The organism is Agrobacterium salinitolerans, from assembly GCF_002008225.1.
In the GTDB taxonomy this organism is placed as follows: Bacteria; Pseudomonadota; Alphaproteobacteria; order Rhizobiales; family Rhizobiaceae; genus Agrobacterium; species Agrobacterium salinitolerans.
Genome location: NZ_MRDH01000002.1, coordinates 149,090 through 171,500, shown reverse-complemented (window position 1 = coordinate 171,500; position 22,411 = coordinate 149,090). Strand labels below are relative to the sequence as shown.

23 protein-coding genes are annotated in these 22,411 nt (G+C 60.9%); 11 read left to right on the top strand and 12 right to left on the bottom strand.

From position 1 onward, the window contains the following. Positions 1-123: 123 nt before the first annotated feature. Positions 124-765, bottom strand: a complete 642-nt coding sequence (gene rutR / locus BS627_RS00995; RefSeq protein ID WP_077981450.1) for an HTH-type transcriptional regulator RutR — start codon at positions 763-765, stop codon at positions 124-126. A 259-nt stretch (positions 766-1,024) separates the two neighbouring features. Here rutR and BS627_RS00990 point away from each other — a divergent pair, with 259 nt between their 5' ends. From BS627_RS00990 to BS627_RS00930, 11 genes are all read left to right on the top strand, one after another. Beyond that, positions 1,025-2,272: a Zn-dependent hydrolase gene (locus BS627_RS00990; RefSeq protein ID WP_089153200.1), complete on the top strand. Its 1,248-nt coding sequence runs from the start codon at positions 1,025-1,027 to the stop codon at positions 2,270-2,272. After that, the gene (locus BS627_RS00980) at positions 2,269-2,895 is read left to right on the top strand and encodes an endonuclease domain-containing protein (RefSeq protein ID WP_245306958.1); all 627 of its coding nucleotides are present in this window, start codon (positions 2,269-2,271) and stop codon (positions 2,893-2,895) included. The genes BS627_RS00990 and BS627_RS00980 overlap by 4 nt, the downstream gene beginning before the upstream one ends. Then, complete coding sequence (gene hydA, locus BS627_RS00975; RefSeq protein ID WP_077981447.1) at positions 2,892-4,349, top strand: dihydropyrimidinase; 1,458 nt, start codon at positions 2,892-2,894, stop codon at positions 4,347-4,349. Before BS627_RS00980 ends, hydA begins: the two co-directional genes overlap by 4 nt. 2 nt (positions 4,350-4,351) lie before the next feature. Then, the gene (locus tag BS627_RS00970) at positions 4,352-4,786 is read left to right on the top strand and encodes an NUDIX hydrolase (protein ID WP_077981446.1); all 435 of its coding nucleotides are present in this window, start codon (positions 4,352-4,354) and stop codon (positions 4,784-4,786) included. After that, on the top strand, positions 4,783-5,577 hold the full coding sequence (locus BS627_RS00965) for an ABC transporter ATP-binding protein (RefSeq protein ID WP_077981445.1): 795 nt from the start codon (positions 4,783-4,785) through the stop codon (positions 5,575-5,577). Before BS627_RS00970 ends, BS627_RS00965 begins: the two co-directional genes overlap by 4 nt. A 315-nt stretch (positions 5,578-5,892) precedes the next feature. Next, a complete protein-coding gene (locus BS627_RS00955) occupies positions 5,893-6,759 on the top strand; it encodes an ABC transporter permease (protein ID WP_077981444.1) in 867 nt (288 codons plus the stop codon). Then, entirely contained in the window at positions 6,756-7,628 is an 873-nt protein-coding gene (locus BS627_RS00950) for an ABC transporter permease (RefSeq protein ID WP_077981443.1), read from the top strand. Before BS627_RS00955 ends, BS627_RS00950 begins: the two co-directional genes overlap by 4 nt. A gap of 21 nt (positions 7,629-7,649) precedes the next feature. Further along, positions 7,650-8,642, top strand: a complete 993-nt coding sequence (locus BS627_RS00945; RefSeq protein WP_077981442.1) for an ABC transporter substrate-binding protein — start codon at positions 7,650-7,652, stop codon at positions 8,640-8,642. Positions 8,643-9,142: 500 nt separating this feature from the next. Beyond that, entirely contained in the window at positions 9,143-10,336 is a 1,194-nt protein-coding gene (locus BS627_RS00940) for an efflux RND transporter periplasmic adaptor subunit (protein WP_077981441.1), read from the top strand. 13 nt (positions 10,337-10,349) lie between these two features. Continuing rightward, positions 10,350-13,670: an efflux RND transporter permease subunit gene (locus tag BS627_RS00935; protein WP_077981440.1), complete on the top strand. Its 3,321-nt coding sequence runs from the start codon at positions 10,350-10,352 to the stop codon at positions 13,668-13,670. A 453-nt stretch (positions 13,671-14,123) separates the two neighbouring features. Beyond that, positions 14,124-14,813, top strand: a complete 690-nt coding sequence (locus BS627_RS00930) for a Crp/Fnr family transcriptional regulator (protein WP_077981439.1) — start codon at positions 14,124-14,126, stop codon at positions 14,811-14,813. A gap of 37 nt (positions 14,814-14,850) precedes the next feature. Here the strand turns inward: BS627_RS00930 and ureG are convergent, their stop codons facing one another. From ureG to BS627_RS00875, 11 genes are all read right to left on the bottom strand, one after another. Next, positions 14,851-15,462 carry an urease accessory protein UreG gene (gene ureG / locus BS627_RS00925; protein ID WP_006315013.1) on the bottom strand — a complete coding sequence of 204 codons (612 nt, stop codon included), beginning with the start codon at positions 15,460-15,462 and terminating at the stop codon, positions 14,851-14,853. 250 nt (positions 15,463-15,712) lie between these two features. After that, positions 15,713-16,384, bottom strand: a complete 672-nt coding sequence (locus tag BS627_RS00920) for an urease accessory protein UreF (RefSeq protein WP_165691088.1) — start codon at positions 16,382-16,384, stop codon at positions 15,713-15,715. Between the two features lie 3 nt (positions 16,385-16,387). Continuing rightward, positions 16,388-16,885 carry an urease accessory protein UreE gene (ureE, locus tag BS627_RS00915; protein WP_165691087.1) on the bottom strand — a complete coding sequence of 166 codons (498 nt, stop codon included), beginning with the start codon at positions 16,883-16,885 and terminating at the stop codon, positions 16,388-16,390. Between the two features lie 298 nt (positions 16,886-17,183). After that, on the bottom strand, positions 17,184-17,720 hold the full coding sequence (locus BS627_RS00910; RefSeq protein ID WP_010972294.1) for a peroxiredoxin: 537 nt from the start codon (positions 17,718-17,720) through the stop codon (positions 17,184-17,186). A gap of 154 nt (positions 17,721-17,874) precedes the next feature. Beyond that, entirely contained in the window at positions 17,875-18,540 is a 666-nt protein-coding gene (locus BS627_RS00905; RefSeq protein ID WP_077981437.1) for a TIGR02117 family protein, read from the bottom strand. 11 nt (positions 18,541-18,551) lie between these two features. After that, positions 18,552-20,261, bottom strand: coding sequence for an urease subunit alpha (gene ureC / locus BS627_RS00900; RefSeq protein ID WP_077981436.1), 1,710 nt, complete (start codon positions 20,259-20,261; stop codon positions 18,552-18,554). A 4-nt stretch (positions 20,262-20,265) separates the two neighbouring features. Further along, the gene (locus BS627_RS00895) at positions 20,266-20,910 is read right to left on the bottom strand and encodes a Urease operon accessory protein (protein ID WP_077981435.1); all 645 of its coding nucleotides are present in this window, start codon (positions 20,908-20,910) and stop codon (positions 20,266-20,268) included. A 4-nt stretch (positions 20,911-20,914) separates the two neighbouring features. Further along, positions 20,915-21,304: a lysozyme inhibitor LprI family protein gene (locus BS627_RS00890; RefSeq protein WP_077981609.1), complete on the bottom strand. Its 390-nt coding sequence runs from the start codon at positions 21,302-21,304 to the stop codon at positions 20,915-20,917. Positions 21,305-21,334: 30 nt separating this feature from the next. Continuing rightward, positions 21,335-21,691: a GFA family protein gene (locus BS627_RS00885; RefSeq protein ID WP_077981434.1), complete on the bottom strand. Its 357-nt coding sequence runs from the start codon at positions 21,689-21,691 to the stop codon at positions 21,335-21,337. 1 nt (position 21,692) lies between these two features. Further along, positions 21,693-21,998 (bottom strand): urease subunit beta, encoded by a 306-nt coding sequence (locus BS627_RS00880; RefSeq protein ID WP_063948241.1) that lies wholly within the window; start codon positions 21,996-21,998, stop codon positions 21,693-21,695. A gap of 53 nt (positions 21,999-22,051) precedes the next feature. After that, positions 22,052-22,354 (bottom strand): urease subunit gamma, encoded by a 303-nt coding sequence (locus BS627_RS00875; RefSeq protein ID WP_003520609.1) that lies wholly within the window; start codon positions 22,352-22,354, stop codon positions 22,052-22,054. Between the last annotated feature and the right edge of the window lie 57 nt (positions 22,355-22,411).

Sequence of the window (22,411 nt, the reverse complement as noted above, 5' to 3'; positions counted from 1 at the left end):
ATTGGGCCCCGACATTCGGGATGCCGGCACCATAATAAAGATGAGTTTTGGAGTAAAGTATAAAGGTGATAATTTTCATCATGTTTTTCGCAGCACGCTCAGGCGCTGAAAATCCGGCGATGCTCAGCCGGTTATCCGTAATCCGCCCATGAAAAGCTGCTCGAGATGGCGGGCCGCATCTTCGAAACGCCCGTCGCCACCGTGTCTGTCCCCCAGCACCGCCCGCACCTGCACATCGAAATCGGCATAGTGCTGAGTGGTCGACCAGATAGAGAAAATGAGGTGGTAGGGGTCGCATTTGGCCATCCGCCCGGCCTTCACCCAGGCGCGGATCACTTCTGCCTTCTCATCCACCAGCTGTTTCAGCGGGCCTTTCAGTTCGTCCTCGATATGGGGCGCGCCCTGCAGGATTTCATTGGCGAACAGGCGGCTTTCACGCGGAAAATCCCGCGACATTTCCAGCTTGCGGCGAATGTAGGAGCGGATTTCGCTTTCGGGATTACCCTCGGCGTCAAAGGCGCGCAGCGGGTCGAGCCATGTATCCAGCACTCGCTCGATCAGCGCGCGATGCATCGCCTCCTTGGTGCGGAAATAATAAAGCACGTTCGGCTTGGACATGCCGGCCGCCTCGGCAATCTGGTCGATGGTGGAGCCGCGGAACCCATTCGTGGAAAAAACACTGAGCGCAGCTTCAAGAATCGCTTCCTGCTTTTCCTCCTGAATGCGGGTCCGCTTCTGTGTTTTCGCTGCGCGCGGTATGGCCATTCTCAGCTCTCTGTTTCTTTTCAATGCAATTGCCGCTACAGTATGCTTAAAAAATAATCGCCGTTCATAGCTTAGGCAAAATTACTGCGATTCGTCACAAAATCCCTTGCTGACGCCAGTGCGAATTTGCAATGTTTACCAGCCGGTCAATTTATCCACCATCGCCGCCACAAGGCAATGGCTGTTATCTTAACCGGCAAAAAAGGGAACGGCACAAGCTTTGCTTTGATAAAAACAAAACAGGTGAGGACGACACTGCATGACGGCGGGTAAGAACTTGACGGTCAATGGCGACCGTCTGTGGGACAGTCTGATGGACATGGCGAAGATTGGCCCCGGCATCGCCGGCGGCAATAATCGCCGCACACTGACGGATGAGGATGCGGAAGGCCGCCGCCTGTTTCAGCGCTGGTGCGAGGCGGCGGGTATGACGATGGGCGTCGACCGCATGGGCACCATGTTCGCCACCCGCCCCGGCGAAGACCCGGACGCGTTGCCGGTCTATATCGGCAGCCATCTCGACACCCAGCCGACCGGCGGCAAGTACGACGGCGTGCTTGGCGTGCTGGCCGGGCTGGAAGTGGTGCGTAGCCTGAACGACCTCAATATCAAAACCAGACACCCGATCACCGTCACCAACTGGTCGAATGAAGAAGGCGCGCGCTTCGCGCCCGCCATGCTGGCTTCCGGCGTCTTCGCTGGCATTCACGATCTCGATTACGCCTATAGCCGCACCGATACCGACGGCAAGACCTATGGCGAGGAGCTGCAGCGCATCGGCTGGCTGGGTGAGGAAGAGGTCGGCGCGCGCAAGATGCACGCCTATTTCGAATATCACATCGAGCAGGGGCCGATCCTGGAGGCGGAAGGAAAACAGATCGGCGTCGTCACCCATTGCCAGGGCCTGTGGTGGCTGGAAGTGACGCTGACCGGCAAGGAAGCCCATACCGGCTCGACGCCGATGGCCATGCGCGTCAATGCCGGTCTAGCCGCCGCCCGCATTCTTGAAAAAGTGCAGGAAGTGGCAATGGCCCACCAGCCCGGCGCCGTGGCCGGCGTCGGCCAGATGATCTTCACGCCCAATTCCCGCAATGTCCTGCCCGGCAAGGTGGTTTTCACCATCGACCTTAGAACCCCCTCGCAGGCGAAGCTCGACAACATGCGGGCCATCTTCGAACGCGAGGTGCCCGCTATCGCCGAAGAACTCGGCGTCGGCTGCTCGATCGAGGCCATCGGCCATTTCGATCCCGTCACCTTCGATCCGGTGCTGGTGGGCCGCGTGCGCAATGCCGCCGAAAAACTGGGTTATAGCCACATGGACATCATCTCCGGCGCCGGCCACGATGCCTGCTGGACCGCACGGGTCGCCCCTTCCACCATGATCTTCTGCCCCTGCGTGGACGGGCTTTCGCACAACGAAGCGGAAGAGATTTCGCCGGAATGGGCAAAGGCTGGCTGCGATGTGCTGCTGCATGCGGTGCTGGAGACTGCGGAGATCGTGGAATGATCGTGCCCACGAGGCCAAGCCCCCTCATCCGGCCCTTCGGGCCACCTTCTCCCCGGCGGGGAGAAGAAACACGCGGCAACACCCCCGACTCTACCACCGGCGTCATGAAAATCTGCGACGGTGCCTCCCATTTCTTCTCCCCGCCGGGGAGAAGGTGGCCCGAAGGGCCGGATGAGGGGGCAAGGCTCATGGTGGACCACACGGGCAAAAAAGCAGCAAAACGCCAACCTGGCAAAACCACGCAAGCCCGAAAACTCCGCCGCGACGAGACCGACGCCGAATACCGCCTCTGGTATGAACTCAAAGGCCGGCGGCTAAACGGCTTCAAGTTCAGCCGGCAAGTCCCGCTTGGCGCTTACATCGCCGATTTCGTCTGCCGCGAGAAAATGTTGATCGTCGAACTTGACGGATCGCAGCACGCCTCTTCCCCCCACGACCGGCAACGGACGCTCTGGTTAAACGGGCAGGGCTATACCGTGCTCCGGTTCTGGAACCACGAAGTTTTCGAAGATCTCTCCTCCACGCTCACCACCATCCTCGCCGTCCTGAACGCCGAGACTTTCCTGCCCGATCATACCGACCGTTATTCGCCAGCCCTCGTCACCGGGAACACGCCACAATGACCGCCACCATCATCAAGAACGGCACCGTCGTCACCGCCGACCTCACCTACAAGGCCGATGTGAAGATAGAAGACGGCAAAATTACCGAGATCGGACCCGATCTCACCGGCGGCACCATCCTCGATGCCACCGGATGTTATGTCATGCCCGGCGGCATCGATCCGCATGTGCATCTGGAAATGCCCTTCATGGGCACCTATTCCGCCGATGATTTCGAGAGCGGCACGCGGGCAGCGCTGGCCGGCGGCACGACCATGGTGGTGGATTTCTGCCTGCCGGAGCCGGGGCAATCGCTTCTCGATGCCCTGCAACGCTGGGACAACAAGGCAGCGCGTGCCAATTGCGATTATTCCTTCCACATGGCCGTCACCTGGTGGGGCGAGCAGGTCTTCGATGAGATGAAGACGGTGGTTCAGGAAAAAGGCATCAACTCGTTCAAGCACTTCATGGCCTATAAGGGCGCGCTGATGGTGAATGACGACGAGATGTTCGCCTCCTTCTCGCGCTGCGCGGAACTCGGCGCCATTCCCTTCGTGCATGCGGAAAACGGCGATATCGTCGCGCAGATGCAGGAAAAACTGATGGCGGAAGGCAATGTCGGGCCGGAGGCACATGCCTATTCCCGCCCTCCCTCGGTGGAAGGCGAAGCCACCAACCGCGCCATCATCATCGCCGATATGGCCGGCGCTCCGCTTTATGTCGTCCACACCTCCTGTGAGCAGGCCCATGAAGCCATCCGCCGCGCCCGCCAGAGCGGCATGCGGGTCTATGGCGAACCGCTGATCCAGCACCTGATCCTCGATGAAAGCGAATATACCAATCCCGATTGGGATCACGCCGCCCGCCGGGTGATGTCGCCGCCCTTCCGCAATCGCCAGCATCAGGACAGCCTCTGGGCCGGTCTCGCCTCCGGTTCGCTGCAATGTGTGGCGACCGACCATTGCGCCTTCACGACCGAGCAGAAACGCTTCGGCCTCGGCGATTTCCGCAAGATACCGAACGGCACCGGCGGGCTGGAAGATCGCATGCCGCTGCTGTGGACCCATGGCGTGGCGACCGGCCGGTTGACGATGAACGAATTTGTCGCCGTCACCTCCACCAATATTGCGAAAATCCTCAACATCTACCCGAGAAAAGGCGCGATCCTCGTTGGCAGCGATGCCGATATCGTCGTCTGGGATCCGGCGCTCACAAAGACCATCAGCGCCGCAAGCCAGCAATCGGCCATCGACTACAACGTGTTCGAAGGACACAGGGTAAAAGGCCTGCCGCGCTACACGCTCTCGCGGGGGCTGGTGAGCGTCGAGGAAGGCACCCTCGAGACACAGGCCGGCCATGGCCGGTTCATCGCCCGCGATCCCTATCCGGCCGTCAGCCAAGCGCTTTCCACCTGGAAAGAACTCGTCTCGCCGCGCAAAGTGGAACGCACGGGCATTCCGGCATCGGGCGTGTGATCATGGGCGAGCCGAAACGCGAAATCCTCATCGCTGCCGCCATCTTGCTCAACGAGAAGCGGCAGATGCTCGTGGTGCGCAAGCGCGGCACCACGCAGTTCATGCAACCGGGCGGCAAGATCGATCCGGGCGAAACGCCGGAGCAGGCGCTGCACCGCGAACTGGCCGAGGAAATCGGCCTGACGCTGCCCGAACATGCCGTTCGTTATGAGGGCATCTTTCGCGAGGAAGCCGCCAATGAACCGGGCGCCGATGTCGTCGCCCATGCCTTCACCGCCAGACTTCAAGCCGAGGTCATGCCGCAGGCGGAAATCGAGGAAGTGCGCTGGCTTGATCTCGACCGCAACCCCGGCGTGACCATCGCCAGACTGACGGAAACCCAGATGCTGCCGCTGGCGCGCGCAGCGCTCACGGAAAGCGACAATCAGCAAAGATGAACCAGGCCCCTTCCTATTCCGTCGTTTCCGCCAGAAAACTGGGCCTCACCTTCGAAACGGGGGATGGACCTGTCCACGCGCTATCCAATGTCGATCTGGATGTAAAAAAGGGCGATTTTGTCTCCTTCATCGGCCCTTCCGGCTGCGGCAAGACCACGTTTCTGCGGGTCATCGCCGATCTTGAAAAACACACATCCGGCGAGATCACCGTCAACGGCACGACGCCGGAAAATGCCCGCAAGGACCGGTCCTACGGTTACGTCTTCCAGGCGGCCGCCCTTTATCCCTGGCGCAGCATCGAAAAGAACATCGCCCTGCCGCTTGAAATCATGGGTTACAGCAAGGCCGAGCAGCGCGAGCGCATCGACCGCACGATGGACCTCGTCAACCTCACCGGTTTCGGCAAGAAATACCCCTGGCAGCTTTCCGGCGGCATGCAGCAGCGCGCCTCCATCGCCCGCGCACTCGCCTTCGATGCCGACCTGCTGTTGATGGACGAGCCTTTCGGCGCGCTGGACGAAATCGTTCGCGATCATCTGAACGAACAGCTGCTGAACCTCTGGTATACGACCGGCAAGACCATCTGTTTCGTCACCCATTCCATTCCCGAAGCGGTCTATCTCTCGACGAAAATCGTCGTCATGTCGCCGCGGCCGGGGAGAGTGACTGATGTGATTACATCCACGCTGCCGCGGGAAAGGCCGCTGGAGATCAGGGAGACGCCGGAGTTTCTGGCCATTGCCCATCGGGTGCGTGAGGGGTTGAAGGCGGGGCATGGCTATGAGGGGTGAGGTCAGCGCCAGCATTGGCTCATTTGGCGGGAGGTTGCCACACGTTTCTTCTCCCCGCCGGGGAGAAGGTGGCCCGAAGGGTCGGATGAGGGGGCAAGGTTGCGGCCTACCGCTACCCTTGCCCCCTCATCCCGCTGCCGCGACCTTCTCCCCCTCGGGGAGAAGAAGGCAGGCGGCTCTACCTCCATTCCATTCGCAAACAGTGAGATGGCCGAGACCCACCCACGAGTCGATCTCCCCCCTTGAGGGGGAGATGTCCGGCAGGACAGAGGGGGGTAAGCCTCACCCTCGGAATGATCGGCGGAGCAAAACCCCATGACCCTCCTCCGCCACCGCGTCCTTCCCATCCTCACCGCCATCCTCATCCTCTGGCACCTCGCCGTCATCTACCTCAACATGCCCTTCGCCCGCGACCAGGCCACCCGCGCCGGGCAGACGCCGGGTTTCTTCGAACTCCTGCCGCAAACCTTCGCGCAGGAGCGCCCGGTCCTCCCGGCCCCGCACCAGATCGCCGCCGAACTCTGGGACACGACCGTCAACAAGGCCATCACCTCCAAGCGCAGCCTCGTCTACCACGCCGGCATCACGCTTTCGGCCACCCTGCTCGGTTTCGCCATTGGCGCAGTGCTGGGCATTCTCCTCGCGGTCGCCATCATCCATAACCGCGCCATGGACCGCTCCGTCATGCCGTGGATCATCGCCAGCCAGACGATCCCCATCCTCGCCATCGCGCCGATGATCATCGTTGTCCTGAACTCCATCGGCATTTCCGGGCTGCTGCCGAAGGCGCTGATCTCCACCTATCTATCCTTCTTCCCCATCGTCGTCGGCATGGTGAAGGGCTTAAGAAGCCCCGAAACGCTGCAGCTTGACCTGATGCACACCTATAATGCCTCACCGGCCCAGATCTTCTGGAAGCTGCGCTGGCCCTCCGCCCTGCCTTATCTTTTCACCTCGCTGAAGATCGCCATTGCCATCGCGCTGGTCGGCGCCATCGTCGGGGAACTGCCGACGGGCGCGGTAGCGGGCCTCGGCGCGCGGCTCCTCTCCGGCTCCTATTATGGCCAGACGGTGCAGATATGGGCGGCGCTGTTCATGGCCGCCGGTGTGGCGGCGTTGCTGGTGTCGATCATCGGCATTGCCCACGCCGCCGTCCTCAAGAGAATGGGAGCACGGCCATGACGAACCCCTTCTGGTTTATCGGCGCGATCCTGTTCTGGCTTGCCGCCTGGGCCTTCAACGAATGGCTGGTGCGGCGCAATTTCACCTCGACCTCTGGAAAGCGCATCGGCCGCATCGCCGTGCCCCTCCTCTTCGGCCTTGCCCTTCTGGTTCTCTGGGAAGGCATCGTGCGCGGCTTCTCCGTTCCGCCCATCCTGCTGCCGGCCCCAAGCGCCATCCTCGCCCGCCTTCTCGGCTCGCTGCCGATCCTCTGGGCGGATTTCCGCCAGACCTTCCTCAAATCGGTGCTGACGGGTTATGTGCTCGGCTGCGGCCTCGGCTTTCTCGTCGCCATCCTCATCGACCGCTCGCCCTTTCTCCAGCGCGGGCTTCTGCCCATCGGCAATTTCGTCTCCGCCCTGCCGGTCGTCGGCATCGCACCCATCATGGTCATGTGGTTCGGTTTCGACTGGCAGTCGAAAGTCGCCGTCGTCGTCATCATGATCTTCTTCCCGATGCTGGTGAACACGGTGCAGGGACTTGCCGCCGCCAGCCACATGGAACGCGACCTGATGCGCACCTATGCCGCCGGCTGGTGGCCGACGCTGATAAAGCTGCGCCTGCCCGCCGCCTGGCCCTTCATCTTCAACGCGCTGAAGATCAATTCAACGCTGGCGCTGATCGGCGCCATCGTCGCGGAATTCTTCGGCACGCCCATCGTTGGCATGGGGTTCCGCATCTCGGCGGAAATGGGCCGCAGCAATGTCGATATGGTCTGGGCCGAGATTGCCGTGGCGGCGCTCGCAGGTTCGGGCTTTTACGGTCTTGTGGCGCTCGCAGAGCGGGCCGTCACCTTCTGGCATCCGTCCGTCCGTGGGGGACGAACGTAAATAACGAAAAAGGGAACAGCGATGAAAATGAAACTTGCATCCATGCTTCTTGCCGGCGCGTCACTTCTGACCGCATTCGGGGCTGAGGCCGCCGACAAGATCACCCTGCAGCTGAAATGGGTGACCCAGGCGCAGTTCGCCGGTTATTACGTCGCCAAGGACAAGGGCTTTTATGAAGCCGAAGGCCTCGATGTCGATATCAAGCCGGGCGGCCCGGATATCGCACCGGCGCAAGTGCTGGCTGGCGGCGGGGCCGATGTGATCGTCGACTGGATGCCATCAGCACTCGCCACCCGCGAAAAGGGCGTGCCGCTGGTCAATATCGCGCAGCCGTTCAAATCGTCGGGCATGATGCTGACCTGCCTGAAGGAAACCGGCATCACCAAGCCTGAAGATTTCAAGGGCAAGACGCTGGGCGTCTGGTTCTTCGGCAATGAATATCCGTTCCTGTCTTGGATGGCGCATCTGAAAATCCCGACCACCGGCGGCGCCGATGGCGTTACCGTGCTGAAACAGGGTTTCAACGTCGATCCGCTTTTGCAGAAACAGGCCGCCTGCATTTCCACCATGACGTATAATGAATATTGGCAGGTGATTGACGCCGGCATCAAGCCGGAAGAACTCGTCACCTTCAAATATGAAGACGAAGGCGTGGCGACGCTGGAAGACGGACTTTACGTTCTCGAAGACAAGCTGAAAGACGCCAAGTTCAAGGAGGACATGGTCAAATTCGTCCGCGCCTCCATGAAAGGCTGGAAATGGGCCGAAGAAAACCCTGACGACGCCGCCGATATCGTTCTCGAAAACGACGCCTCCGGCGCGCAGACGGAAAAACACCAGAAGCGGATGATGGGCGAGGTTGCCAAACTCACCGCCGGTTCCAAGGGCGCGCTCGACAAGGCAGACTACGAGCGAACGGTAAAAACCCTGCTCGGCGGCGGCTCCGATCCGGTCATCACCAAGGAGCCCTCGGGTGCTTATACGACCGAGATTACCGACGCGGCGCTGAAATAGTCTGGGGCGGGAAGATAAGATCGCGCGGCGATGACCGCGCGATCTTGGTGAACGGTAACCTCTCCTCCGTCATCCTCGGGCTTGACCCGAGGATCTACCGACGTTTTGATTGTGGTGATGTGCTTGGATCCTCGGGTCAAGCCCGAGGATGACGGCGTATTGGGCGTTCTCAGAATTCCAGACCGCCTCACGTAGTGGTAACCCATTCGACGAATTACAATATCCAGCCCCATACAAAAATGTATATCAACCATCGCGGCTATGCGGATTGATTTGCACGGCAACAGGAATTACAGTCCCGCCTACAAGACTGCCAACTTTGATCTTGTAAAATAAGCACAGGGCAAAGGTGCTTAAGATTCGCGTTGAGGGGCGTTTGAATCGGGAGGATCGAAAAGGAAGTATTGTGATCCCTTGTTTCACATTCGCTATCGCATGACCTTTTAAGACACGCCTTGGGCTGCAGGACATGCGATCGGATATTGCGCGAGCCAAGACACATGCAGCATAAAGTCACGTTTAACCGGTTTGTATTCCTTCTTCTTTCGGCAACGGCGCTTCCCCTCTCAGCAGCCGCCGAGGGAGAGACGCAGGCGCCGGCCAAACAGCAGAACCTGCCATCAATCATCGTCGCGCATGCGGCAAAACGCGATCTCGTGGACCGCATCATCGCCACCGGCACGATCCGCCCCGTGGACGAGATTTACGTCCAGCCGCTGGTCGACGGTCTGTCGATCGACACGCTGAACGCCGATATCGGCGACCGGGTGGAAGCGAATGCGGTTCTCGCGGTCCTTTCATCGGACAGTCTGATCCTTCAGAAAAGCCAGCTTGAGGCCAATAAGGCCAAGGCACAGGCCGCTGTTGCGCAGGCCAAGGCACAGGTTCTGGAAGCGGAGGCGAGCGCCAACGACGCGAACCGCCAGCGTGACCGCGCCGCAAAGCTCGGCCAGAGCGGTTCCGGCTCCGTGTCACAGGTGGAGCAGACCCAGGCGCAGGCGGAAGTCGCCGCCGCCAAGCTGAACGCCGCCCGCCAGGCCGTTTCCGCCGGCGAAGCCGATATCAAGGTTGTGGATGCGCAGATTGCCGATATCGACCTGAAATTGACGCGCACCGGCGTGAAAACCCCGGTCGCCGGTATTGTTTCGGCCAAGAATGCCAAGGTCGGCGCGATTGCCAGCGGCGCCGGTGATCCGCTGTTCACCGTCATCAAGGATGGCGCGATCGAACTTGTCGCCGATCTGTCCGAGACGGATATCCTCAAGGTGAAACCCGGCCAGAAAGCCTATTTGACGGTTGCCGGCGGAGCTGAGAAAATAGAGGGCAAGGTGCGCCTCGTGTCGCCCACCGTCGATCCGACCACGCGCCTGGGTTCCGTGCATGTGGTGTTGCCCGAAGGTAGCCCGGCGCGATCCGGCATGTATGCCAGCGCGGCGATCATCGTCGAGGAGACGAGTGCGCTCGCCTTGCCGCTGTCGGCCGTCACCTCCGGGCGTGAAGGTTCAACCACCCGCAAGGTGGAAGGCGACGTCGTCAAACAGGTAAAGATCGAGACCGGCATCGAAGACGGCGGTTTTATCGAGATTGTCAGCGGTCTTGCCGCTGGAGACAAGGTTGTCGAGAAAGCTGGGGCATTCGTGCGTGATGGGGACCGGATCAGACCGGTGGAAGCCCAGACGGCTGCGTCCAACTGACTGAGGGAATGAGATGAACTTTTCCGCATGGTCAATCCGTAACCCGATTGCGCCGCTGCTCGGCTTCGCGCTTTTGATGATCCTCGGCATGCAGGCGTTCAACACCCTGCCCATCACCCGTTTTCCGAACATCGACGTTCCCGTCGTGGCCGTCACGGTCACCCAGAGCGGCGCTTCGCCGTCCGAGCTGGAAATGCAGGTGACGAAGGAAATAGAGGATGCCGTCGCCGCCATCAGCGGCGTCGACGAAATCCAGTCCACCGTGGTCGATGGCCAGTCCACCACCACGGTCGTCTTCCGCATCGAAAAGCCGACGGAAGAAGCGGTTCAGGATACGAAGGACGCCATCGACAAGATCCGCAGCGATCTTCCCGCCGATATCGAGGAACCGATTGTCAGCAAGATCGACGTCGAGGGTCAGGCGATCCAGACCTTCGCCGTCTCCTCGCCCAACATGACGCTGGAAGAACTGTCCTGGTTCGTGGATGACACGATCAAGCGTTCGCTCCAGGGCCAGTCGGGCATCGGCAAGGTGGACCGTTATGGCGGCGCTGACCGCGAAGTGCGCGTTTCGCTGAACCCCGAAAAGCTCGATGCCTATGGCATTACCGCCACCGAGGTGAACAGCCAGCTGCGCGGCACGAACGTCGATCTCGGCTCGGGCCGAGGCCAGGTTGGCGGCAACGAACAGACCATCCGCACGCTCGGCGATACGCGCGACGTGAGCCAGCTTGCCAATACCACGATAGCGCTGTCCAACGGTCGTTTCGTCAAGCTCTCCGAACTCGGCACGGTCACCGACACCTATGAGGAGCAGAAATCCTTCTCGCGCTTCAACGGCAATCCCGCCGTCACCTTCGCGGTGTTCCGCTCTAAGGGCGCGAGCGAGGTCTCGGTCGCCGAAACCGTGGCGGCAAGCCTCGATCAGGTGCGCAAGGATCATCCCGACGTCTCGATCGAAATGGTCGATGACGCCGTCTATTTTACCTATGGCAATTACGAGGCGGCGCTGCATACGCTGATCGAAGGCGCTATCCTCGCCGTTATCGTCGTCCTGCTCTTCCTGCGCAACTGGCGTGCAACGCTGATTGCCGCCGTGGCGCTGCCGCTTTCCGCGATCCCGACCTTCTGGATCATGGATATCATGGGCTTCTCGCTCAACCTCGTCAGCTTCCTGGCCTTGACCCTCGCCACGGGTATTCTCGTGGATGACGCCATCGTGGAAATCGAGAACATCGCCCGCCATATCAAGATGGGCAAGACGCCCTATCGGGCAGCGCTGGAAGCGGCGGATGAAATCGGCCTCGCCGTCATCGCCACCAGCTTCACCATCATCGCCGTTTTCGTGCCCGTCTCGTTCATGCCTGGTATTCCGGGCCAGTACTTCATCCAGTTCGGCCTCACCGTCGCCTTCTCGGTGTTCTTCTCGCTCGCCGTCGCCCGCCTTATCACACCGTTGATGGCGGCCTATCTGATGCGTGCCGAAGATGCGATGGACGATCACCACGACAATGACAGCCGGCTGATGAAGGCCTATACGCGCATGGTCACCGCCACCACCCGCAAGTGGTGGGCGCGATATCTGACGCTGCTCGGCGCCATCGGCTTCCTCGTCGCTTCCGTCATTCTGCTCGCCGGCGTTCCGGGGAGCTTCCTGCCGCCGGACGACGCCTCGCGCGTGACGCTTTCGGTGGAACTGCCGCCCAATGCGACGCTCGACGAAACCGACCGCACGACAACGCAGATTTATCACGCCATCCGCGACATCGATGGCGTGGAAAGCGTGTTCATCCTCGGCGGCGCTTCGCCCAAGGGGGACCTGGAACTGCGCCGCGCCACCGTCAACGTCATCCTGCAGCATATCGACCATTCGCTGCTGAAAACCCTTGTCAACAAAGGCCTCGGCTCCCTTCCGCTCATCGGTCAATATCTGCCGAAGGTGGAAGAGAAGGGCCGCACACGTCCGCAATGGGATGTGGAGCGGGATATTTTCGCGCAGGTGCGCGGCATTCCCGATGTGCGCATCATCAAGCTCAACGACCGTGCGGAACGCGAGCTCTCCTTCAACTTCCTCTCCTCAAACGAGAAGGACCTGAACGACGCCGTCGGTATTCTAGAAAGCCGCCTGCGGGCCTCGCCGATCCTTGCCAATGTCAGCTCGGAAGGCGCCCTGCCCCGGCCGGAACTGCAAATCCGTCCGCGCAAGGATGAAATCGCCCGCCTTGGCATCACGCCGCAGCAGATTTCGCAGACCGTGCGTGTCGCCACCATCGGCGATATCGATGCGCAGCTGACGAAGATTTCGCTGGACGACCGGCAGATTCCGATCCGCGTGCAGGCGTCGCTCGACACCCGCCGCGACCTCGCCACCATCCGCGCGCTGAAGATCAAGACCGCCTCCGGATCGCTTGTGCCGCTCTATAGCGTTGCCGATATCGATTATTCGGAAGGTCCAAGCTCGATCAAGCGCAACGACCGCAACCGCGTCGTCTCCATCGGCTCCGACGTTCCCTTCGGCACGGCGCTCGATACGTCGACGGCCGAATTCAAGCGCATCGTGTCGGAAACCGAACTGCCGGCGAGCGTTCGCCTTGCCGAAAGCGGCGACGCCAAGGTGCAGGGCGAAATGCAGCAGGGCTTCATCAATGCCATGCTGCTCGGCCTGATGCTGGTGCTGGTCGTGCTCATCCTGCTCTTCAAGGATGTCATCCAGCCCTTCACCATCCTGTTCTCGCTGCCGCTCGCCATTGGCGGCGTGGCCGTCGCGCTCATCATCACGCAGAACGCGCTCTCCATGCCGGTTCTCATCGGCATCCTGATGCTGATGGGCATCGTGACGAAGAACGCCATCCTGCTGGTGGATTTCGCCATCGAAATGCGCCGTCACGGCATGGAACGGGTGCATGCCATGGTGGAGGCAGGCCGCAAGCGCGCCCGCCCGATCATCATGACCTCCATCGCCATGTCGGCGGGCATGTTGCCCTCCGCCCTCGGCGTCGGCGAAGGCGGTTCGTTCCGCGCGCCGATGGCGATTGCGGTGATCGGCGGCATCATCGTATCCACCGTACTGTCGCTGATCGTGGTGCCGGCCTTCTTCCTGATCATGGACGACCTCTCGCGCCTGCTCGCCCACCTCTTCGGCCGCTTCGTCGGCAAGAAGGAAGTGGAGGAGGAAGCCCTCTCCAACGAGAAACTCTCGGAGATCGCCCACGAAAACAGCCTCGCCCTTTCCTCGCTGGAGGCCCGCGTCGCCAACATGGAAAAGGGCACCGGCGAAAAGGCAGGCGAAAAGGGCAGCAATATATTGCGACTGCCGCCGCTCGCTGCGGAGTGAAAGTTGCAAATACGAAGATTGAAACGCCGGGGCTTGTACCCGGCGTTTTTTCGTCTCTGTGGTAAAGCACGACATCGCGGCATATTTCTTCTCCCCGCCGGGGAGAAGGTGGCCCGAAGGGTCGGATGAGGGGGCAACTTTGCCGAATCTCTCTACCCTCGCCCCCTCATCCCGCTGCCGCGGACTTCTCCCCCTCGGGGAGAAGAAATATGCCGCACCTACTCACTCCATTTTCCCCTGCCGCCCTGATCTTCAACGGCTCGGCCGCATTGCCAAACCCGTTTGATCGAAATCAATTCGCTTTCCAGATGAACTGCTAGTCTCCCTCGCATCGGGAATTGCCGGTTGAGGATTAATGCTATGGGTTCTTTGCAGACAGGCGTGAGGGAGAAGGAGCTTCCCCGGTTTCGTATCGCTTCGGACAGCCCGGCAAAAGGTTTGAGCGGGAGCCGGATGGACGTGAACAAGACCGTAAAGCTGAGCAACAGGGACAGGAACATTCTGCTGCGCGCACCCCTGATCGGGATAGCCGACGACGCGGCGGCGCTGAAGCTGATGGAGGCGGCGACCATCACCAATGTCAACGCCCGCCACGTCCTCTTCAAGGAAGGCGAAGCGGCCCAGCATTTTTATTGCGTGCTCTCGGGGTATATCAGGCTTTACCGGCTGGACCGGCACGGGCGCGAGGCGGATGTGCGTGTCAGCGGCCCCGGCGATACCTTCAACGAGTGCCTGATCTTCGGCAGCGATACCTATCGTTACAGTGCGCAGGCGGCGGAAAACTGCACCGTGGCGCGTTTCGAGCTGGCAAGAATCCGCAGCCTGATCGATCAGGAGCCGGCCATCGCCAAGGCCATCATGCGCTGCCTGTCCAACAGCCTGCTCGGCACCATGGATTGCATCGCCAACGACCGGCTGCAGACGGCGCCGCAGCGGGTCGCCCATTACCTCATCAATCAGGGCCCGCGTGACGCGACATCCTTTTCACTGCGGCTGCCATTCCAGAAAAGCCTGCTCGCCGGCAAGCTCGGCCTCGCGCCGGAAGCCTTGTCACGCGCATTTTCCACCCTGAAAAAGGCTGGTGTCACCGTGCGCGGCCGCATCGTGCAGGTCAACGACGTGGCCGCATTGAAGCAAATCTGACATACGGGGAGAGGATGGAGGGCGTTCCGCCCTTCTCTTACAAACCGCCCTGCTCTTTCAGGAAACCAACGATGCGATCCACGCCATCGCCGCGCTTCATGTCGGTAAAGACGAAGGGCATGGCGTTGCGCATGCGGGTCGCATCGCTGTCCATGACGGTCAGATCGGCGCCGACATAGGGCGCAAGGTCCTTCTTGTTGATGACCAGCAGGTCCGAGCGGGTGATGCCCGGCCCGCCCTTGCGCGGAATTTCCTCGCCCTGGCAGACGGAAATGACATAGATGGTGATATCGGCGAGATCGGGCGAAAAGGTCGCGGCGAGATTGTCGCCGCCGGATTCGATGAAGACCACATCGAGATCGGGAAACCGCGCATTGAGCCCGGCAATCGCTTGCAGATTGATCGTGGCGTCCTCACGAATGGCGGTATGCGGGCAACCGCCCGTCTCCACCCCGACGATACGCTCGGACGGAAGCGCCTGCATGCGCACCAGCGCCTCGGCATCCTCCTTGGTATAGATATCATTGGTGACGACGGCGACGGAATAATCCCCGCTCATCGCCTTGCAGAGCTTCTCCGTCAGCGCCGTCTTGCCGGAACCCACCGGCCCGCCAATGCCGACACGCAGAGGCCCATTACCCGATTTCATCACTCTGTTCCCTTCATCATGCTGTGGTCCAATCTTACGACAACCACTCAAATTTCAGCTCAAATATACGCAAGGATCGTGCCACTTGTTTCTTCTCCCCGCCGGGGAGAAGGTAGCCCGAAGGGTCGGATGAGGGGGCTAGCTCTCGGTATATCTCTACCCTTGCCCCCTCATCCCGCTGCCGCGACCTTCTCCCCGGCGGGGAGAAGAAACAAGTGGGATGCGCTCGCCCCATCGATTGCCGTCGCTTTCACGACCGGAAAAGCCGCGTACCCTGTGTTTCGTGCCGCATCGCCGCCGTATCGGCGATAACAGTGGCGCTGCCGAGGTCATCGAGCGTGGACAACAAGGCCCGTGCCGCAACGTCCGCGATCACCGCCTCGCTTGCGGCCAGAATGGCGACACCATCCGTTTGCCCCGCGACGCCAAGGCGGATGCCGGCCGAAACGATCTGCGAAACGCCGGCATGCAGAAAGGCCGCAAGCGTCTCGCGCAGCGGTACTCCATGTCCGGCAGCAATAGCGCCTATGGCGACGGGATAAGGAGCCTCCTTCGGCAACAGCTCCAGAACCGCGTGCGGCCATGCGTCGGCAGCGGCAATGAAGGCGTCTCCCAGAAGCACGGTCTCACGATAACGCTCCGCCGAGCCGGCCAGCGCGCGGCCGAGATCAGCCGTTTCGCTGAGCGCCGCGGCATCCTGCGAGCTTCGCCAGGCATGCGCCAGAAACACCGCATCGTTCCAGAGGCTGCCATGGCGCAGCAGCGTTTCCACCCAGCCGTGAAGCGCCACGGCATCGCGCACGCGCCCGTCTTCGACAGCCTTTTCCAGCCCGCCGGAATAGGAAAACCCGCCAACCGGAAAGGCCGGCGACAGCCAGGCCATCAGCCGCAACAGCGCGGCAACGCCGCTTTCCGCGCTCACGCCTCAGCCGTGGTCATGATGGTGGTGGCCATGCCCGTGATCATGGCTGTGGCCATGGGAATGACCGCCATGAGCGTGGTAAGCGCCGCGCGCCGGCTGGAACGGTTCTTCGACCTCCCGCACGGTAGCGCCCAGACCTTCCAGCATGGCACGAATGACGTGGTCGCGCAGGATGAGAATTCGCTCTTCCTCGATCTGCGCCGAAAGATGCCGGTTGCCCAGATGCCAGGCAAGCTCGATCAGGTGAAGACGATCCTTCGCTTTGATTTCGAACAGCTTTTCATCCGCCGCACGGACCTCGATCAGATCGCCGTTTTCCACCACCAGCAGATCGCCATGGGCAAACAGCACCGCTTCCTTCAGGTCCAGCATCACCATTTCGTCATTTTGCAGATGCAGCAGCTTGCGGCGCAGATGCCGCTGGTCATGTGCCAGCGTGACATAACCGGAGGGCTCGTCGCCGGGAGTTCCGGCGGGGTGATAGGAGGTAACGCGCAGCATGGGATGATCCGTTTCAGAAACAGTCTTGGGAGGCTGATTTTTGCCGGATAGGCGGGGTGATTTCAAGACGCGATTTCAGGGCACATGGCCACCAGAATGACAAAGCCCGGCATCACGGCCGGGCCAAGTGCAAACCTTTCTCCACTTTCGACGTCATCCTCAGGCATGACCCGAGGATCCACCCGTCAGACGCCTATGGATCCTCGCCTCAAGGGCGAGGATGACGGATGAGAGGTTTTCGCCTCCTGTCAGCAACCCGAAGACACGACATCGGTGCCGGGCCTTCGCAAAACCAAAATCAGGCCGCAGCGCGGCTTTTCAGGTTTTCAAGAATATTCTGCGGCGAAGAAACGCCGTAAGGGTCGGATTCGCAATTGTCCGAATAACCCTCTTCCTCGAACCACTGCTCCACCAGACCGTCATTGATGACGGCGGCGTAACGCCAGGAGCGCATGCCAAAACCGAGATTGTCCTTGGCGACCAGCATGCCCATCTTGCGGGTGAACTCGCCCGAACCGTCAGGAATGACCTTGACGTTTTCGAGGTTCTGGCCCTTGGCCCAGGCATTCATGACAAAGGCATCGTTGACCGACAGGCAATAGATTTCGTCGACGCCGAGCGCGCGGAATTCACCCGCCAGCTTTTCGAAATCCGGAAGCTGGTAGGTCGAGCAGGTCGGCGTGAAGGCGCCGGGCAGCGAAAACAGAACGACCTTCTTGCCCTTGAAATAATCGTCGGAGGTCATGTCCTGCCAACGGAACGGGTTGGGGCCACCAACGGCCTCATCGCGAACGCGCGTGCGGAAGGTTACGGCGGGCACTTTTTTGCCGAGCATGTCTTGTCTCCTGTTCTGGCGTTTTGCGGGATCGCTTGGGATCGATCCGCGCGGACTTGTTTAGCAGTTTCCATAGCGCATGACGCGCTGCGGTGCAGCATAAAAAAAGGATTTCAGCCGCCAAATACGCGAAATGGCCGCACGGAATTTGGGATCAATTGTGCATATCTATCGACCAACGCAACAGCGGCGGCAAGGGCGTCCACCAGCCGGTTTGAATGCCCGCGTCCCGCAACATCGCGGCTGACCATGTGTTGCATCCGGCAACCGCATTGAACCAGCCATTTGCATCGAAAAACGCGTCCGTCAGGCCGTAGCCGACACCGGCAACCGGCCTGACACCGTTGTCGTTTCCGGCAAAACTTGCCCTGATGCCCGCGACAAGGCGCTGATAGCCCGCTTCGGAAATGCGAAGCCGTTTCACGCCGGCGAGATTGGCGGGAAAATCACCTGTCACATCCACATGCATGACGGCGCTGTCCAGCGTGAAGGAGCGCAGCACCGGCATCGGCTTCAGATCGGCCCAGGTGGGCGTTTGGATGTAAAACGAGCGGCCGCCCCAGCCGAACACCAGATAGGCGGCCGCCGGATGATTGACCGCAATGCCGCCCTCCTGCAACTCGGCAAAAACCCGCCGCAGATCGTCATCGACCGGCAGGGCAATGTCCGTGTGGATCGGGTTGGACAACAGCAGGATTTCGCGATCTTTCGCACCGTTTACATCATCCGCGAAAAAGGGGCGCGGCACCACGGTGCCGAGCACGAAAAGCAGGACGACCAGCAGCAAGCCGCCGCCGATCCATCTGAGAACAGTCCGCAACGCAACGTCCGTTAAAACAGGAAATAACGCTGCGCCATCGGCAGCACCGTCGCCGGTTCGCAGGTCAGAAGCTCGCCATCTGCCCGCACCTCATAGGTCTCGGGATCGACCTCGATATGCGGCGTCAGCGAATTGTGGATCATCGACGCTTTCGAGATACCGCCACGCACGTTCTTAACCGCCAAAAGCTTCTTGGCGACCCCGAGGCGCTGGGCAAAGCCACCGTCGAGCGAGGCCTGCGACACGAAAGTGACCGAGGAATTGGTGCGCAGCTTACCGTAGGCCGCAAACATCGGCCGGTAATGCATCGGCTGCGGTGTGGGAATGGAGGCATTCGGATCGCCCATCGGTGCCGCGGCGATGGAACCGCCGAGCAACACCATTTCCGGCTTCACGCCGAAAAACGCCGGATTCCACAACACCAGATCGGCGCGCTTGCCGACTTCGACGGAGCCGATCTCGTGGCTGACACCCTGGGCGATGGCCGGGTTGATAGTATATTTGGCGATGTAACGACGAACACGGAAATTGTCGTTTTCACCCGTCTCTTCCTTCAGGCGGCCGCGCTGGCGCTTCATCTTGTCGGCGGTCTGCCAGGTGCGGATCGCCACTTCGCCGACGCGGCCCATGGCCTGGCTGTCGGAAGAGATGATCGAAAACGCGCCGATATCGTGGAGAATATCCTCCGCCGCGATGGTTTCCTTGCGGATGCGGCTTTCGGCGAAGGCGATATCCTCGGGAATGGATGGCGACAGGTGGTGGCACACCATCAGCATGTCGAGATGTTCGGCGAGCGTATTCACCGTGTAGGGCCGGGTCGGATTGGTCGAGGACGGAATGACGTTCGGGTTGCCGCAGACCTTGATGATGTCAGGCGCGTGCCCGCCGCCCGCACCTTCGGTGTGGAAGGCATGGATGGTGCGGCCCCGGATGGCGGCGACCGTGTCTTCCACGAAACCGCTCTCGTTCAGCGTATCGGTGTGGATCATCACCTGCACGTCATATTCATCGGCCACCGTCAGGCAATTGTCGATGGCGGCGGGCGTCGTGCCCCAGTCCTCATGCAGCTTCAGCGAGGAGGCGCCGGCAAGAATCATCTCTTCCAGCGGCGCTGGCAGCGAGGCATTGCCCTTGCCGGCCAGCGCGAGGTTCATGGGGAATGCATCGAAGCTTTCGATCATCCGCTCAATGTGCCAAGCACCGGTGCAGGTGGTGGCAAGCGTGCCGTGCGCCGGGCCGGAACCGCCGCCCAGCATGCAGGTCACACCACTCATCAGCGCTTCTTCGATCTGCTGCGGGCAGATGTAGTGGATATGCGCGTCCATACCGCCTGCCGTCAGGATCTTGCCTTCGCCGGCAATTGCTTCCGTCGAAGGGCCGACGATAATCGTGACACCCGGCTGCGTATCCGGGTTGCCCGCCTTGCCGATGGCATGAATGCGGCCGTTCTTCAGGCCCACATCCGCCTTGTAGATGCCGCTATGGTCAACGATGACGGCATTGGTGATGACGGTATCGACGGCGCCTTCGGCCCGCGTCGCCTGGCTCTGGCCCATGCCGTCGCGAATGACCTTGCCGCCGCCAAATTTCACTTCCTCGCCATAGGTGGTGTGGTCCTTCTCGATCTCGATGAAGAGTTCGGTATCGGCAAGACGCACCTTGTCGCCAACGGTCGGGCCAAACATACCGGCATAAGCGGCGCGGGAAATCTTGTAAGGCATGGGCTCAGGCTCCTTCGGACGCGGAGAAAATCGATGTGGGAGAAATTCGTTTGAGCCGGCCCTCGCCCGCGAGGGCTTCGACCAGCTGTTGTTCGGCGGTAAATGGATGTCCGCTCCAGCCCTGATGGCCGAAGCCGGCAATCGCCACCTCGTCATCCTCATCGCTAACATTCTCAAGAACATGGGCGATGGCGAAAAGGCCGGTGCTGGGGCAGACATAGGGCGCGGGCGCATAGGCTTCGAGCGCGACATCGAGCCGTTCGTGAACGCCCCGATGGATAACAACATGGCTCTTGCCGCCCGCCCGCGCGATTGCCGCAAAGGCAGCTGTGTAATCGGCGCAGAAATCGGTGAGTTCCGGCCAGCGCACCCGGATATCAGGTTCCATTTCTGCAAATTTTGCGGGATCACGCACCGACCAGATGGCAGCCGCCTGTCGCACACCGTCGCTTTCGCGCCATTCGGTCCCTTCGCTCATCTCGCGACCCGGCCGCCCGGTATTGCAGACGGCCACGACATCGGTGCGCGTGCCGCCAAGCCCGAGGGAGCGGCAGTCGTTGAAACGGATGACGATATCCGAACGGTCGATGAGCCGGGCGGCGCCGGGCGGCAACTCCCCATTTCCAACAATCGTGATCTGCCGCCCCATGCGTTCAGAAGCCTTCCGACAGCTGGCGCAGATCATCGGCACGCTTAGTGCTCATCTCGGCCAGGCAGGAAGAAATCAGCATCGGCTCCATCGAGCCGCCCCGCGCCTGAAAGCCTGATAGCGCGCAATTCGCATCGCGAAACGCCACCCAGGCGCGCTGGGCAGTGACCAGAGCATCGGCCGCACCCTTGCCATCCGCATCCGCCGCTTTGTCACGTTCGACAAGCAGCTTGCGCAGCTTCTGATAGTCGACATTGAGCTGCTTGTCGGCCTTCTCATAATCCTTTCCAGCGCAAATCGTCATGTCCGCCTGCGTCTGCGGTTCCTTGCAGTTCGGCTCCTGCGCGGTTGCCGGCCCAGAGATGCCTGCAGTCACGCAGAAGACGGCGGCCATGGCGAGGCTGTTTTTGCTGATCGCCATCGCTCAGGCCGCCGCGCCGTCAAAAGCCTGCGGCTTCAGCGCCCGGGGGTCGACACCGTCGAGACAATTGGCATTGACCGCCACCATCGGCGTTCCATCCGGCCCATCGGCATAAGCAAAGCTCTCGATGCCGCAGGTGGAGCAGAAAAGATGATGGATCTTGTGTTTGTTGAAGAGATATTCGCTGAGCTTGTCCTTACCGGAAAGCAGCGTGAATTTCTCACGCGGCGCAAAAGCGAGCGTGGAACCCAGGCGCTTGCAGCGCGAACAATTGCAGACGACGGTATGGTCGAGATCGGCATCGACCTCGAAGCTCACATCGCCGCACTGGCAGCTTCCATGATAATGCGCCGTCGCCATTTCATAACCTCCCCATGACCTGTTGACGGAAACCATAAACCTCGCGCTTGCCGGAAAGCGGCACCAGCGTCACTTCCCGTTTCTGGCCGGGCTCGAAACGTACCGCCGTGCCGGCCGGAATATCGAGGCGCATACCGCGCGCCTTGTCACGATCGAACAGGAGACCCGCATTGGTCTCGAAAAAATGGTAATGACTGCCCACCTGGACAGGCCGGTCACCCGAATTGGCCACCTCGATCGTCACGGTCGGCTGGCCAGCATTGAGTTCGATGGTGCCCTCTGCGGCAATGATTTCGCCTGGTTTCATGGAATTTCCCCTTTTATCTCAGGCAGCGTTGGCCGCCATGAAGCCTTTGCCCCTCACCTAATCGGTTCGTGAACGGTCACCAGCTTGGTTCCATCGGGAAAGGTCGCTTCCACCTGCACATCATGGATCATCTCGGCGATACCATCCATCACCTGATCGCGGGAAATGACATGCGCGCCCGCCTCCATCAGCTCGGCCACGGCGCGGCCATCGCGGGCGCCCTCGACCACGAAATCGGTAATCAGCGCAATCGCTTCGGGATAGTTCAGCTTCACGCCGCGCTCCAGCCGGCGGCGCGCCACCATGGCGGCCATGGAAATCAGCAGCTTGTCTTTTTCTCTTGGGCTAAGGTTCATCGTGGTCCCGCAGCTTGGAATCTGTTCCGCCAGCATGGTTGCGGCAAGCAGATCCGA